Consider the following 14,750-nt stretch of genomic DNA (forward strand, 5'->3'; position numbering starts at 1 on the left):
GCCGGAAGCCGATGCCGCGGCCGGTGCCCGGTAGTCTGGAGGGGTGACCATGGAGATCGAGCTCGGCCGAGGAAAGCGTGCGCGTCGTGCGTACACGTTCGACGACATCGCGGTGGTGCCGTCACGGCGCACGCGCAACCCCGAGGATGTCTCGACCGCATGGACCATCGACGCCTTCGGCTTCGAGATCCCGGTGCTGGGCGCCCCGATGGACTCCGTGGTGAGCCCGCAGACGGCGATCATGCTCGGGCAGCTCGGCGGCCTCGGCGTCCTCGATCTCGAGGGCCTGTGGACCCGCTACGAGAACCCGGAGCCGCTGCTCGCGGAGATTGCTGGTCTCAGCGATGAGAAGGCGACGGTGCGGATGCAGGAGCTGTACTCCGAGCCCATCAAGCCCGAACTCATCACGCGCCGTCTCGCCGAGATCCGCGAAGGCGGCGTCACGGTCGCCGGATCGCTCACCCCGCAGCGCACCCAGGAGTTCTACGACACCGTCGCCGCCGCCGGCGTCGACCTGTTCGTGATCCGCGGCACTACGGTGTCGGCCGAGCACGTCTCCAGCGTCGCCGAGCCGCTGAACCTCAAGAAGTTCATCTACGACCTCGATGTTCCCGTCATCGTCGGCGGCGCCGCCACGTACACGGCGGCTCTGCACCTCATGCGCACCGGTGCCGCTGGCGTGCTCGTCGGCTTCGGCGGGGGAGCGGCCTCGACGACGCGCGCGACCCTCGGCATCCACGCACCGATGGCCACTGCCGTCTCCGATGTCGCCGCCGCGCGCCGCGACTACCTCGACGAGTCCGGCGGACGCTACGTGCACGTGATCGCCGATGGCGGCGTCGGTACCTCGGGCGACATCGTCAAGGCGCTCGCCATGGGCGCGGATGCCGTCATGCTGGGCGTTGCGCTCGCACGCGCCACCGACGCGCCGGGGCGCGGGTTCCACTGGGGACCCGAGGCGCACCACCCGAAGCTTCCGCGGGGCCACCGTGTCGCCGTCGAGGGCATCGGAACGCTCGAGGAGGTCCTGTACGGGCCGGCTCCCGTCGCTGACGGCACGGCGAACCTCATCGGTGCGCTGCGCAAGTCGATGGCGACCACGGGCTATTCCGACCTCAAGGAGTTCCAGCGGGTCGAGGTCGTGCTCGCCCCGTACGAGGCCTGAGGGTCGCGCACTCCATCGTGACGTCGCCATTGCTGTTCCCGCCCACCCTGCGTGAGGTGATGCTCCGCGGTCGTTGGATCGGGATGCTGGTGCTGTGCCTGCTCGTCGCGGGAGTGTTCGCCTGGCTCGGGCAGTGGCAGTTGGGCCGAGCCATCGACAGCGACCCGCCGGTTCCGGGCGCGACCGAGGAAGTGCTGCCGCTCACCGACGTCGTGGCCGTCGGCGAGTACCTGCCGGAGCCGCAGGTCGGTCAGCGGGTCTCCACGGAGGGGACGTGGGTCTCCGACGACTTCCTCGTCGTGTCCCAGCGCTTCAACGACGACGTCGAGGGTTTCTGGGTGACCGGCCAGCTGCGGGTGGCTGAGCGCACCTCGATCGCCGTCGCGCTGGGGTGGGCTCCCGACCGCGAGACGGCCGATGCCGCCGTCGAGGCACTGAACGCAGATGCCACCGGCACCGAAACAGCGATCATCGGACGCATCATCTCCGATGAGGGCGCGGTCGTGCCGCCGCGCGACGACCCGTCCCAGATGAATCGGATGTCGACGGCGATGCTTCTCAGTCGATGGCATGACATCGAACAGCTCGATGTCTACCGGCCCTACCTCGCCGCCGCGGAGGCCCCGGACGGACTCGTCGACATCGCGTCGCCGGCGCCCGACGAGAGCTCTCCGGTCAACTGGCTGAACATCTTCTATGCCGCCGAGTGGGCGATCTTCGCCGGCTTCGCCTTCTACCTCTGGTACCGGCTCGCCAAGGACGCCTGGGAGCGCGAGGTCGAGGACTTCGAGGATGCCGCTGGCGCGGCATCCGCCTGACGATCCGCGCAATCGCGCACACCGTTTTGCGCACCTGAGCGGCCAATTGTGTGCTTCCTCCGAACGATTTGTGCGATCGGGTGAGCGCCAGGTGACGAATAGGCAAACACCGTTGAGGATGTCCCTGCTGCTCCGTAAGCTCCCTAACATGTGTGTGCGCTGGGAGTCCGGTGCGCATCGCGACGGCGCTTCATGAGAGCCGCCGTTTCCGTCTGCAATGTCGAGGAGACCACCCGAATGATGCTTGTCCCCGACGATGCCCGCAAGGGCCTCGAATCATCCGTGAACCGGAAGCGGGGGCGTGCAGGCGCTTTCGCCCTGACCACGGCAGTCGCTCTCGTCATCGGCCCGATGAGCGCCGCCCCGGCGCTCGCGGTCGAGCAGCCCGTCGATGCGCCGGCCGTCTCCACGACGGAGACTTCGGCACCGACGACCCCGGCCCCGGAGGACGCGACCGCCGAGACGGCAGCGCCGGAGACCCCCGCGCCGGATGCCGAGGTCCCCGACGAGGACACCCCGGCTCCCGACGCGAAGGCGGTCGAAGAGGTCGTCCCGCAGGAGTCCGCCCCGCTTGCTCCGCTCGCCGCGACCCCGGCGACGCACACGATCGCCGAGGTGCAGGGCACCACTGACGTCTCCCCGCTCGCCGGGCAGACCGTCACGATCGAGGGCGTCGTCACCGCCGACTATCGCACCGGCGGCTACAAGGGCATCGTCATCCAGACGCAGGGCGCCGGCGGCGCCACGGATGCCACGCCCGGCGCGTCCGACGGCATCTTCGTGTTCCTGAACGCGCTCGCACCTGCGCTCAACATCGGCGACCTCGTCTCGGTGACCGGTGCCGTGAGCGAGTACTTCGGCCAGACCCAGGTCAGCCCGGCAGCGATCGAGGGCATCGAGGTCGTCACCGCCGGCGCAGGCGTGCCCGCCGCGACGCCGCTGCCCGACACCGTGCTCGGCGCAGACCGCGAACAGTACGAGAACATGTACGTGGCTCCGGCCGGCACCTACCGCCTGGCATCCAGCCACCAGCTCTACAACTTCGGCGCACTCTGGCTGAACGCCGGCGCCGACCTGAACGTCAAGAGCACCGAGACGACGCGTCCGGGCGACGAGGCGGCGGCGATCGCCGCGGAGAACCGCGCGAACCGCATCTTCCTCGATGACGGCTGGTCGCTGCAGGTCACCAATAAGAACCACCCGGGTGAGCAGCCGTACTTCACGAAGGACGAGGTCGTCCGCAGCGGCGACACCGTCGAGTTCGGCGACAACGGCTACGTCCTGCAGTGGGGCTTCGACGACTGGCGTCTGCAGCCGGTGGTGCCGATCGACGACGCTTCCCCGGCAGATCTGAAGGTCGGGTTCGCATCGACGAACCCGCGCTCGGCATCCGCCCCGGAGGTGGGCGGCGATGCGCAGGTCGCGTCCTTCAACGTCTACAACTACTTCACGACGCTGAAGACCGAGAACCCGGATGCCCGCGGGGCAGCTACGCTTGCGCAGTTCACCATCCAGAAGTCCAAGATCGTCTCGGCGATCAACGGGCTGGATGCCGAGATCGTCGCGCTCATGGAGATCGAGAACTCGGTCAAGCTGGGCAAGCCGATCGATTCGGCGCTCGCCGATCTGGTCGCCGGCTTGAACGCTGCGGCCGGCAGCGAGGTCTGGGCGTACGTTCCCACCCCCGCGGCGCTCAGCGACGCGGCGACGACCGACTACATCACCAACGCCATCATCTACAAGAAGGACGCGGTCACCCCGAAGGGCGACAGCGCGACCGTCATCGATGAGTCGGTGTGGGGCAACGCCCGCGAGCCCATCGCCCAGGCGTTCGACATCGACGGCCGTGTCGTCACGGTCGTCGCGAACCATTTCAAGTCGAAGTCCGATCCGAAGGACGGCACCTCGGAGCCGGCCGACGGACAGGGATTCTTCAACGCGGACCGCGTCGAGCAGGCGCAGTCGCTGCTCGCCTTCACCGAGGAGTTGACGTCGACGTCGGGCAGCGATGACATGCTGCTGATCGGTGACTTCAACGCCTATGGCAAGGAAGACCCGATCGACGTGTTCACGTCGGCGGGCTGGAGCGACCTCGTCGCCGACAAGGCGTCGGGCCAGTACACGTACTCGTTCGACGGCGAGCTCGGCTCGCTCGACCACGTCATCGCGTCGCCTGAACTGTCGGCATCCATCACGGGTGCCGGCGTGTGGGGCATCAACTCGCCGGAGTGGAGCGACCGCGGCTTCGCGTACGCGGCCACCGAGACGGGAACGCCGTTCCGCTCCAGCGACCACGACCCGATCGTCGTCGGCGTCTCGAGCGACCTCCCGCCCGTGAGCATCGACGTCGTCACGATGAACGACTTCCACGGTCGTATCGAGGCCGATGGCACCGCAGCCGGTGCCGCCGTCATGGCCGGTGCGGTCAAGCAGTTCCGCGAGGCCAACCCGAACACGATCTTCGCCGCAGCCGGCGACCTGATCGGCGCCTCCACGTTCACGTCGTTCATCAACGATGACAACCCCACGATCGACGCGCTCAACGCGGCCGGTCTCGACGTGAGCGCTGCGGGCAACCACGAGTTCGACCAGGGATGGGCCGATCTGGAGGGCCGCGTACAGGACCGCGCCGACTGGGAGTACATCTCGGCGAACGTGTTCGTCACCGAGACCGGCGAGCCCGCGCTCGCCCCGGCCTGGGTGAAGGAGCTGCAGGGTGTCAAGGTTGGCTTCGTCGGTGCTGTCACCGAGGATCTCGGCTCGCTCGTCTCGCCGGACGGCATCGCGGATCTCGAGGTGCGCAGCATCGTCGACTCCGTGAACGCCGTGGCCGACGACCTGCGCGACGGCGACCCGTCGAACGGTGAGGCGGATGTCATCATCCTGCTCGTGCACGAGGGAGCCGCGAGCGTCGAACTGTCCAGCGTCACCCCGGAATCGCCGCTCGGTGAGATCGTCTACGGGGTCGACCAGGACGTCGACGCCATCGTCTCCGCGCACACGCACCTCGCCTACAACCACGTCATCGAGGGCCGCCCGGTCGTCTCGGCAGGGCAGTACGGCGAGAACCTCGGCCTGATGAACATCCAGGTCGACGCGAAGTCGCACGAGCTGATCTCCATCACCAACGAGATCAAGCCGCTCACCAAGCTCGTCGACAAGGTCTCGGTACCGCTGTACCCGGCCGTGCCGGAGGTGCAGTCGATCGTCGATGCGGCCAAGGCCGAAGCCGATGTGCTCGGAGCCGTCAAGGTCGGTGACATCACGGCCGATTTCAACCGTGCGCGTCAGAGCGATGGCAAGACCGACAACCGCGGTGGGGAATCCACTCTCGGCAACTTCGTCGCCGACGTGCAGAAGTGGTCGACGGGTGCTGACCTCGCGTTGATGAACCCGGGCGGTCTGCGGGCGAATCTGAAGCACGCGGCGACCGGTGACACGGACCCGGCGGGCAACGTCACGTTCCGTGAGGCCGCGACCGTGCAGCCGTTCGCCAACACGCTGGTCACGCTCGACCTTACCGGTGCGCAGTTGAAGCAGGTGCTGGAGGAGCAGTGGCAGCCGGCGGCAGCAGCGCGACCGTTCCTCAAGCTCGGCGTATCCGAGGGGCTGGAGTACACCTACGACCCTGCGGCTGCGGCGGGTGCGCGTATCACCTCGATCACGCTCGACGGCGTGGCGATCGACCCGGCGGCCACATACTCCGTGGCGGCGAACTCGTTCCTGGCAGCCGGTGGCGACAACTTCTTCACCTTCGCCGAGGGCAAGAACAAGGCCGACACCGGCAAGGTCGACCTGCAGTCGATGGTCGACTGGTTCGAGGCGAACAAGACCGCGTCGCCGGATCTCGCTCAGCGCGCGGTCGGCGTCACGGTCAGCCCGGCGGACGCCGATGGCTACAGCCCCGGCGACGAGGTCACGGTCTCGCTGTCGTCGCTCGCCTTCACCGGTGGCGAAGCAGCGCCGGGCGCTGTGTCGCTCACGCTGGGTGACACTGAGCTGGCCTCTGGCGCGATCGATCCGGTCGCCGTCGACACGACGGACGAGGCGGGGCGGTCGAGCCTGACATTCACGGTGCCTGAGGGCGTCTACGGCGAGCAGCAGCTCGACGTCGCCGTCGCCGGCACGGGAACGTCGGTCGTCATTCCGATGGTGTTCGCCGATGCGCCGGTGGCCTCCGGCGAGATCTCGCTGAGTGACGTCACCGTCGCCGCAGGCGGCACCGTCACGGTGTCGGGCGAGGGCTTCGATGCCGGGGCCGAACTCGTCATCGAGTTGCGGTCCACTCCGGTGAAGGTCGGGGCTGTCACGGTGAATGAGGACGGAACGTTCTCGGCCACGGTCACCATTCCGAAGAACACCTCCGCGGGGAAGCACACCATCGCCGTCATCCAGCCGGATGGCGCCGAGGCGACCGCTTCTCTGACCGTCACCGCAGCGGGCGGCAACGGAAACGGCAACGGCAACGGTCTCGCGACCACGGGTGCGGATTCCGCTCCCTACGTCGTGCTGGCGGTTCTGCTGCTCGCGCTCGGCCTCGGGCTGTTCGTCGCCCGTCGTCGTCGCACCTCGTAGCCGAGCACGCTCGCCTGAACGCGAACACGGAGGCCGCCGGGAGTGATCCCGGCGGCCTCCGTCGTGTTCCGGCACCTCGCAGTGGCCGTGCGATGTTCTTCGGCTCGTGGGGACCTGGACGTCAGACCCGTGCCTCGACAGGCGCCCAGGCGAATCCGTCGGGGTCGACCGCGGCACCGAGCACGCCGTTCACGGTCAGGCGGTGTGAGCCGGATCCATCCGCGGGAACTCCGGCGTCCTTGGCGAGGGAGGCGTGACGGTACAGGCCGAGGCCGATGGAGCCCGTGCCGGTCTCAAACTGCACGTAGCTGCGGCCGAAGCTCTTGGCGACGCGGATGCCGCGCTCGGCGTAGAAGGTCTTCGACGCGACGACATCGGCAGCGCCGATCAGCAGGATGATCTCGTCGACACTCCGACTGGCGGGCGTGGTGTCCTTCTTGGCGGTCGTCGCGACCTTCCAGATCGCGCCGTCCGGTGCCTGGACGGTGCCGCCGACGCCCCAGAGCGACTTCGAGACCGGCTTGATGACGCGGGCGCCGCCGGCGACGGCTGCGTCGATGAGAGCGTGCACGTTCGCCGGCTGAGAGACGACGAGCGAGAGGGTGTAGCCGCGGAACCCGGAGGTGTCGGCATCCGCGGCGCGGAAGAGAAGCCGATCGCCGAGCCCGAAGGCCTGTGTGTAGAACGCCTCTGCGGCGGCGACATCGGAGACGTGGAGGGTGATGGAGTCGATGGTGTTGTTCATGACCTCGACGTTACGGATGCTGCACAAGGGCGCGCTTCTCGATTCCTGCTCACTTCGATCGTGGTGCGGGGCCAGGAGAAATCAGCGACCGCTACGGCGTGAGGACCTCGACATCGGCCTGTGCGAGCGCCGCCGCCACCTCACGCGGCGGGGCCTTGTCGGTGATGAGGTAGTCGACGCGCTCGAGTGTGGCGATCTGCGCGAACAGCCGACGTCCGAACTTGGACGAATCGGCGAGCACCGCGATCCGCTCGGCGCGCTGGATCATCTCGGACATCATGGCGGCGTCGCCGAGGTTGGAGGTCGAGTACCCGTCCTGGTCGACGGCGCCGACGGCGATGAGGGCCAGATCGCAGCGGATGTCGACTTCGGGTCCGCCCGGCGTCATCGTGAACGTGACGGGGCCGGTCGTCGCCTGGGTGATGGCACGCACGGCGCCACCGAAGACGAACAGATCGCGGAAGGCCGACGGCGAGATCTCCGCGGGAATGCGCAGGTTGTTCGTCGCGATCGTGAGGTCGCGGTGATTGCGGAGTGCGCGGGCGACGGCGAGCGTCGTCGTCCCCGCGTTGAGCATCACCACTGAGCCGTCCGGCACGAGATCGGCGGCGAGGCGCGCGATCCGCTCCTTCTCCTCTTTCTGCATGTTGAGGCGGACGTCGAGGGCGCGGTCCTTGAGCTGGCCGTTCGCGGCGCTGACGGCTCCGCCATGCGTCCGGATGAGCACGCCCTCGCGATCGAGCTGGTCGAGATCCCGCCGGATCGTGTCGATCGAGACGTTGAAGTGCTCCGCGAGATCGCCGACCGTGACCTGGCCCGTCTGCTCGACGTAGGCGGCGAGATCTGCCTTCCTGCCGGCAGGGAGGCGGCGTCGGTGGGCCTTTGCAGAAGCGTCCATGCAGACATGTTGGCACACATGGCGGTGGAGTGCGGCACAATCATGCACAAAACGGCAGGCGGTTTCCGCCAGTGGTTTTCGTGGCCTGGACGCGGGAACCCGGGACCTGGAGTGCAATTCTCGGCAGAGAAGCCCTTGACTATTGGCTAGATTCCGGCATAACATGGCTCAAAACCGCATGAAGAAGCATGAGAGTGCGTTATGCGGCACGATCTCGAAGAGGAGAAGTGATGATCACAGTGGGGCGAGGGCGACGCATTCTGAAGCTCGCCGGCGCAGCGACAGCAGCCGTGACAGTCCTGGCCGTGGCAGGTTGCGCGGCAGGCGACAGCGGCACAACCGACGGCGGCGGTGGCGGCGACGTCACGATCGAGTTCGCCCAGTGGTGGGAGCCCGAACTCCCCGACGGCGAGTTCCGCGCGCTGATCGACAAGTTCGAAGAAGCGAACCCCGGCATCACGGTCGATCTGGTGAGCGGACCGTATGCGTCGACCAAGGAGCAGCTCTTCGCCGGAGCAGCATCCGGCACCATGCCCGACGTCGTCGGCCTCGACGGCGCCTGGGTGAACGACTTCGCCTCGCAGGGCGTCATCTCCGACCTGAGCGCGCTCATGGAGGAGTACGACTACGACGACAGCGAACTGGCGAGCCAGATCCAGGTCGACGGCAGCACGTACATGATCCCGGTCGTGAACTTCGTCTATCCGATGTTCACGAATGACACTCTTCTCGCCGAAGCCGGCGTCACGGCCCCGCCGACCACGCGCACCGAGTTCGCGGATGCCGCGGCGAAGGTCTCCGCACTCGGCGGCGACGCGTCGGGCTGGGTGCTCCCGCTTTCGCTCGAGGCTCCGAACGGCGTGCAGAACGACGTCATGTCGTGGGTCTGGGCATCCGGCGGTTCGATGCTGAAAGACGGCCAGCCGGACCTGACCAACGACGACGTCACCTCGGCGGTCGACTTCATCGGCGGCCTCTGGGACGACGGCGTGATCGCCTCCGGTTCCTTCACCATGAAGGAGCAGGACAAGGTCGAGGAGTTCACCAACGGCCGTGCCGGCATGATGATCGATTCGCTGGCGCACATCAATCTGATCCGTGAGACGAACCCCGATCTGAAGTTCTCGATCTCGGCTCTCCCCGCGGAAGACGGATACGACGGCGAGCGGGGCATCCCCTACGCGTCCTGGGGTATCGGCGTCGCCGAGAACTCCGAGCACAAGGAAGCCGCCTTCAAGCTGGTCGAGTTCCTGATGAGCGAGGAGACGAACTCCGAGCTGTCGACGATGGCCAAGGCGTTCCCCGGCAACTCGAAGTCGGTGCCGGACTTCGTCAACGACGACGAGCTGTTCAAGAAGGCCTTCGAGATCTACCAGGAAGGCTACCCGGCGAACGAATTCACCGGACTGCCCGTCGCGGAAGAGCTCATGCGACTGCTCGGCGAACAGCTGCAGGCCGCCTTCGATGGGCAGCAGTCGATCGACGATGCGCTGAAGAAGGCGCAGGACGCCTGGAAGGCGGAGTTCTGATCTCCCGCCTCCCCGCATGAACGGGGTGCCGCATCGCGAGACTCGATCCGATGCGGCACCCGACCAACCAAGGAGCACCGGTTCCCATGAGCCTCAGAACCACGGACGACACCGAGGTGATCGTCACCGGAGTCTCGCTGTCGCGCAGACGCCGCCAGTTGCGCAAGACGACAGAGTCCTACGCCTTCCTCTCGCCCACGATGATCCTGCTGTTCGTGCTGATGATCGTTCCGATCATCATGGTGATCGGCTATTCGTTCCAGGACAACGTGATCCTGAACAAGTCCCCGGAGTTCGTCGGCATCGCGAACTACGTGGAGATCCTCTCGGACCCCGGCTTCTGGAAGGCCACGGGCAACACGATCCTGTTCACGGTCGCAAGCGTGGTCGCGCACCTGGTACTCGGTCTCGGCTTCGCGATGATGCTGAACAGTCCGCTGCTCGGGGGCTTCGCGAGATCCGTGTTCCGGGCCCTGTACGTGCTGCCGTGGCTCTTCACCGTCGCCGTGATCGCGGTGCTGTGGCGCATGCTGCTCGCCCCCAACGGCGTCGTCAACTTCCTGCTCAACACCGACATCGAATGGCTCGCCTCACCGCAGCTCGCGCTCGGCACCATCATCTTCATCAACATCTGGGCCGGGTATCCCTTCTTCATGGTCAGCCTGCTGGCCGGTCTCCAAGGCATCCCGAACGAACTGAACGAAGCGGCCACGGTCGACGGCGCCGGCGCTGTGCAGCGGTTCTGGAACGTCACCATCCCGCAGCTGCGGCCGATCATCGTCAGCCTGGTGCTGCTCGACCTGATCTGGACATCTCAGCAGTTCGCCCTGATCTGGATGACGACCGGTGGCGGTCCCATCGACGTCACCGAGGTGCTCAGCACCTTCACCTACAAGCTGGCCTTCGCCAAGTACGACTTCTCGCTCGCAGCGACCTCCGCCGTGCTGGTGCTGCTCATGTCGATGGTGCTCGCCGTGTTCTACGTCCGTCACCAGAAAGCGAGGGACTGATCATGGCTCTCACCGTCAAGAACCAGCGTCTCGCGGCGAAGACCGGCGTCACGATCGGCCTCATCCTCGGTGCGGTGTTCGCTGCGGGGCCTGTGCTGTGGATGCTCTCGAGCTCGTTCAAGTCGAACACCCAGATCTTCGAACTGCCGCCGCGCCTGATCACCGATACGTTCTCGTTCGAGGCCTACATCGCGATCTTCACGAACCCGGAGACGATGAGGTTCTTCCTCAACAGCTACATCGTCGCCGGAGCGGTCACGATCCTGACGCTGATCGTCGCGATCCAGGCGGCCTATGCCTTCAGCCGCTTCGAGTTCCGCGGCAAGCGCATCCTGAACGTCGTGATCGTGAGCGTGCAGGCCGTGCCGCCGATCACGCTGCTCATCCCGTACTTCGGCCTGATGGTCGCGCTCGGACTGTACAACTCCTACGCCGGCCTCATCCTCACGTACATGGTGTTCACGCTGCCCTACGCGATCATCATGATGACCGGGTACTTCAACACCCTGCCGAAGGAACTCGACGAGGCTGTCCGGGTCGACGGCGCGGGTTCCATGACCGCCCTCTGGCGCATCCTGGTGCCGATCTCGGTTCCCGGCATCGTCTCGGTCGGCATCTACACGTTCATGATCGCGTGGAACGAGTACCTGTTCGCCCTCACGCTCACCCGCACGATCGACATGCGCACCGTGCCGATCGGCATCCAGCTGCTCATGGGTCAGCACTCCTACGAGTGGAACCAGATCATGGCGATGAGCGTGCTCGGGTCGATCCCGGTGCTCATCCTCTTCCTCTTCTTCCAGCGCTATTTCATCAGCGGTCTCACGGCCGGCTCGGTGAAGAGCTGACATCCGTCACCCCAGACTTCGACCACCACGAAACAGGAGAAATCACGTGCTCTACACCGGCAAATCCATCCTCGATGTCGCGAACGCGCATAACTTCGCGATCCCCGCGTTCAACATCAGCGACTGGGCGATGTTCAACGGCATCATCGACATCAGCGAGGAACTGTCCGCACCGGTCATCATCGCGATCCACCCCGATGAGGTCTCCCACATCACGACCGACCTCATTCCCGCGATGCACTCCCGTGCGCACCGGTCGAGCGTTCCCGTCGCGATTCACTGGGACCACGGTGGCAGCTACGAGCAGATCATCACGGCCATCAAGGCGGGATTCACCTCGGTGATGATCGACGCCTCGCTGCTGCCGTTCGACGAGAACGTCGCCCTGACGCGCAAGGTCGTCGAGGCCGCGCACGCCGTCGGCATCCAGGTCGAGGGCGAGCTCGGCACGATCGGTGCGAACGACAGCTACGGAGAATCCGGAGCGGCGGAGATCATCTACACGAACCCTGCCGACGCGGTGCGCTTCGTCGAGGAGACCGGAGTCGACAGCCTCGCGATCGCCATCGGCACATCCCACGGGCTCTACCCGGCGGAGAAGAACCCCGAACTGCGTCACGACCTGCTCGAGCAGATCAAGGCGGCCGTCGGCATCCCGCTGGTGCTGCACGGCGGGTCGAGCAACCCCGACAGCGAGCTCAGCCGGGCGGTGAGCCTCGGGATCAACAAGATCAACATCTCCAGTGACATCAAGGTCTCGTACCACAACCGGATGCGCGAGATCCTCGGCACCGATCAGCGGCTCCGGGAGCCCAATGCCATCCAGCCGGGTTCCGTCGCGGCGATGAAGGTCACCGCTGCGGAGAAGATCCGGCTCTTCGGCGCAGACGGCACGGCCTCGCTGTACTGAATCCGCGGGCGAGAGGAGGATGATCGGCGACGTGGACAGACATTTCGTTCTCGGGCTCGGCGGCACCGTCGACTACGAACTCCGATGGGACACCGCGGTGCTCGATCGGCTCGCCCTCGAGCATCGAGTGCGCAGGCACGAACTGACGACCACGGCGCCGATCATCGACGAGCGCTCGCTGCTCGTGGCGATTCTCGCCTTCCTCGCCTCCGGTACCGGTGCGGAGCGATTCGTCGCCTCGTCGGCCGTCATCGAGCGCTTCGTGAGTCATTTCGAGTACGACATCACTCTCGGCGGCACGGGCGTGCGTGCCGGCCTGGCGCTCGATCGCCTGAGCATCCCGAGCGTCCAGCATCTGGTGAGCATCGACGAGAACGTGCGCCGGCTGCTGCCGCCATCGATCTCCTACGTCTCGTCCGCCACTCGCGACACCCTCGACCCGCACCTGATCGTGCAGTATCCGGTGGGCGCCCGGGCCCGGATGCTGGACGGAGACGTCGTCTCGCCGGCGCCGAACCGCCTGATCTTCGCGAACGATCCCCCGAACCGGGAGATGGCCATCGCCGCCGAACTCCCCGCAGCTCTCGAGGGCGCAGCGGCCTTCCTCATCTCCGGGTTCAACACGATGCAGGATCATGAGCTGCTCGAGCGGCGGCTGGATGAGCTGGAGCAGGCCATGCGCAGCCTGCCAGACGACGCGCTCGTCTTCTACGAGGACGCAGGCTTCTATGTCCGCGACTTCGCGGAGACGGTGAGAGCGCGGTTGCTCCCGCGGATCGACGTGTACAGCATGAACGAGGACGAGCTGCAGGAGTACTGCGGGCGCGCGGTGAATCTGCTGGATGCCGGTTCGATCGTCGACGCCCTCGACGAGGTCGCTGCGCGGATCCCGTCGCCCACGCTCGTCGTGCACACACGCTACTGGGCGATGGCGATCGGTCCGCACGCCCGACGGCACCGAGAGGCTCTCGACAGCGCCGTCCGCATGGCCGCGACCCGGTACCGGCTGGGGGACCGGTTCACGGCGGAGGATATCGAGAGCACGGCCGCGATGCCACGGCATGCCGGCGGAGCGGCGGTGGTCGCTGCGATCGAGAGCCTCCGAAGCGACATCGTCGGTGTGCCGGGATTCGTCTTCGATGTTCCTTCGCCGACGACGGTCGGGCTCGGCGACAGCTTCGTCGGCGGCTTCCTCTCCGCGCGCAGTCAGAGTGGACGGGGCGCGTGAGGCCGATCAGGCTTCCCGCCAATCGTCCTCCGGAGCGCTTCTATCGCGGAGGGGCGCGGATCAGCGCGTTTCGCGGCGAGCTTTCGTCGGAGGAGCGGGAGCCCGAGGACTGGATCGGGTCGACCACGACGATCCGCGGAGAGTCGGAACTCGGGCTCACCCGCCTCCCCGACGGTGAACTGCTGCGGGATGCGATCATGAACGATCCCGAGTTCTGGCTCGGAGCCGCGCACGTCGCGCGGTGGGGAGCGGACGCGCGGCTGCTGGTCAAGCTCCTGGATGCCGGCCAGCGACTCCCGGTGCACGCGCATCCTGATGACGCCTTCGCCGCGACGCATCTCGGCATTGCCCACGGCAAGGCCGAGGCCTGGTACATCCTCGAAGGCGGGGTCGTGCACATCGGACTCCGGCGTGACGTCGAGGCGGAAGAACTCTCGGCCCTCGTGGCATCGCAGCAGGTCGAAGCGCTGCTGGCGCTGCTGCACGAGGTGGATGTCGCTCCAGGCGACGTCGTCTGGGTGCCGCCGGGTGAGCTGCACGCGATCGGCGCCGGTGTCCTGCTGCTCGAACTGCAGCAGCCGGAGGACCTCTCCATCCTGCTCGAGTGGAAGGGTTTCGCTGTCGACGGTCCGAATGCCGGGCACCTCGGTCTGGGCTTCGACCTCGCGCTCGCCGCCGTCCGCCGGTCCGGGCGGAGCCGGGCCGAGCTCCGGCACCTCGTGCGAGCGGCGCCGCCCTCCGGTTCCGTCTTCCCGCACGACGCCGATGAGTACTTCCGCTTGGATCGGCATCCTGTCGCCGGAACAGAGCAACTCGCGCCTGGTTTCTCCCTCTCGGTGGTCACCAGCGGAGACGTGGAGATCGCGGGGCAGCCGTTCCCGGTGGGCACGACTCTGCTGACACCTGCCGCGGCCGGTCGACTCGTCGTGAGCGGGGCGGGGGAGCTGTTGGTCGCTCGACCGCCGATGCCTTGAGGCAGAACGGCGAGGGCATGAGGCAGCTGATGGCGACGACTAGACTGGTG

Annotated in this window: 11 protein-coding genes; 9 read left to right on the plus strand and 2 right to left on the minus strand. The window is 66.8% G+C overall.

Going from position 1 to position 14,750, the window contains the following annotated elements; all coding sequences use genetic code 11:
• The first annotated feature begins 49 nt into the window (after positions 1-49).
• The 3 genes from MRBLWH12_RS00640 (at position 50) to MRBLWH12_RS00650 (ending at position 6,558) form a co-directional block, all read left to right on the plus strand.
• Positions 50-1,165: a GuaB3 family IMP dehydrogenase-related protein gene (locus MRBLWH12_RS00640; RefSeq protein WP_341978505.1), complete on the plus strand. Its 1,116-nt coding sequence runs from the start codon at positions 50-52 to the stop codon at positions 1,163-1,165.
• 59 nt (positions 1,166-1,224) lie between these two features.
• Positions 1,225-1,983 (plus strand): SURF1 family protein, encoded by a 759-nt coding sequence (locus tag MRBLWH12_RS00645; RefSeq protein ID WP_341978503.1) that lies wholly within the window; start codon positions 1,225-1,227, stop codon positions 1,981-1,983.
• Between the two features lie 237 nt (positions 1,984-2,220).
• Positions 2,221-6,558 carry an ExeM/NucH family extracellular endonuclease gene (locus MRBLWH12_RS00650; RefSeq protein WP_363544946.1) on the plus strand — a complete coding sequence of 1,446 codons (4,338 nt, stop codon included), beginning with the start codon at positions 2,221-2,223 and terminating at the stop codon, positions 6,556-6,558.
• A 121-nt stretch (positions 6,559-6,679) separates the two neighbouring features.
• Here the strand turns inward: MRBLWH12_RS00650 and MRBLWH12_RS00655 are convergent, their stop codons facing one another.
• Together MRBLWH12_RS00655 and MRBLWH12_RS00660 are read right to left on the minus strand one after the other, a co-directional pair.
• On the minus strand, positions 6,680-7,303 hold the full coding sequence (locus tag MRBLWH12_RS00655) for a glyoxalase (RefSeq protein ID WP_363544948.1): 624 nt from the start codon (positions 7,301-7,303) through the stop codon (positions 6,680-6,682).
• A 91-nt stretch (positions 7,304-7,394) separates the two neighbouring features.
• Positions 7,395-8,201 carry a DeoR/GlpR family DNA-binding transcription regulator gene (locus MRBLWH12_RS00660; RefSeq protein ID WP_363544950.1) on the minus strand — a complete coding sequence of 269 codons (807 nt, stop codon included), beginning with the start codon at positions 8,199-8,201 and terminating at the stop codon, positions 7,395-7,397.
• A 230-nt stretch (positions 8,202-8,431) separates the two neighbouring features.
• On the opposite strand from MRBLWH12_RS00660, the gene MRBLWH12_RS00665 reads away from it, so the two are divergent.
• From MRBLWH12_RS00665 to MRBLWH12_RS00690, 6 genes are all read left to right on the plus strand, one after another.
• Entirely contained in the window at positions 8,432-9,730 is a 1,299-nt protein-coding gene (locus MRBLWH12_RS00665; protein WP_363544953.1) for an ABC transporter substrate-binding protein, read from the plus strand.
• A gap of 86 nt (positions 9,731-9,816) precedes the next feature.
• Positions 9,817-10,740, plus strand: a complete 924-nt coding sequence (locus tag MRBLWH12_RS00670; RefSeq protein WP_341975655.1) for a carbohydrate ABC transporter permease — start codon at positions 9,817-9,819, stop codon at positions 10,738-10,740.
• A gap of 2 nt (positions 10,741-10,742) precedes the next feature.
• On the plus strand, positions 10,743-11,588 hold the full coding sequence (locus MRBLWH12_RS00675; RefSeq protein WP_341975653.1) for a carbohydrate ABC transporter permease: 846 nt from the start codon (positions 10,743-10,745) through the stop codon (positions 11,586-11,588).
• 46 nt (positions 11,589-11,634) lie between these two features.
• Complete coding sequence (locus tag MRBLWH12_RS00680) at positions 11,635-12,498, plus strand: ketose-bisphosphate aldolase (RefSeq protein WP_363544957.1); 864 nt, start codon at positions 11,635-11,637, stop codon at positions 12,496-12,498.
• A gap of 31 nt (positions 12,499-12,529) precedes the next feature.
• A complete protein-coding gene (locus MRBLWH12_RS00685; RefSeq protein ID WP_363544960.1) occupies positions 12,530-13,726 on the plus strand; it encodes an ADP-dependent glucokinase/phosphofructokinase in 1,197 nt (398 codons plus the stop codon).
• Positions 13,723-14,700: a class I mannose-6-phosphate isomerase gene (locus tag MRBLWH12_RS00690; protein WP_363544963.1), complete on the plus strand. Its 978-nt coding sequence runs from the start codon at positions 13,723-13,725 to the stop codon at positions 14,698-14,700. Before MRBLWH12_RS00685 ends, MRBLWH12_RS00690 begins: the two co-directional genes overlap by 4 nt.
• Positions 14,701-14,750: the final 50 nt, after the last annotated feature.

It is taken from the genome of Microbacterium sp. LWH12-1.2 (assembly GCF_040675825.1).
Lineage (GTDB): Bacteria > Actinomycetota > Actinomycetes > Actinomycetales > Microbacteriaceae > Microbacterium.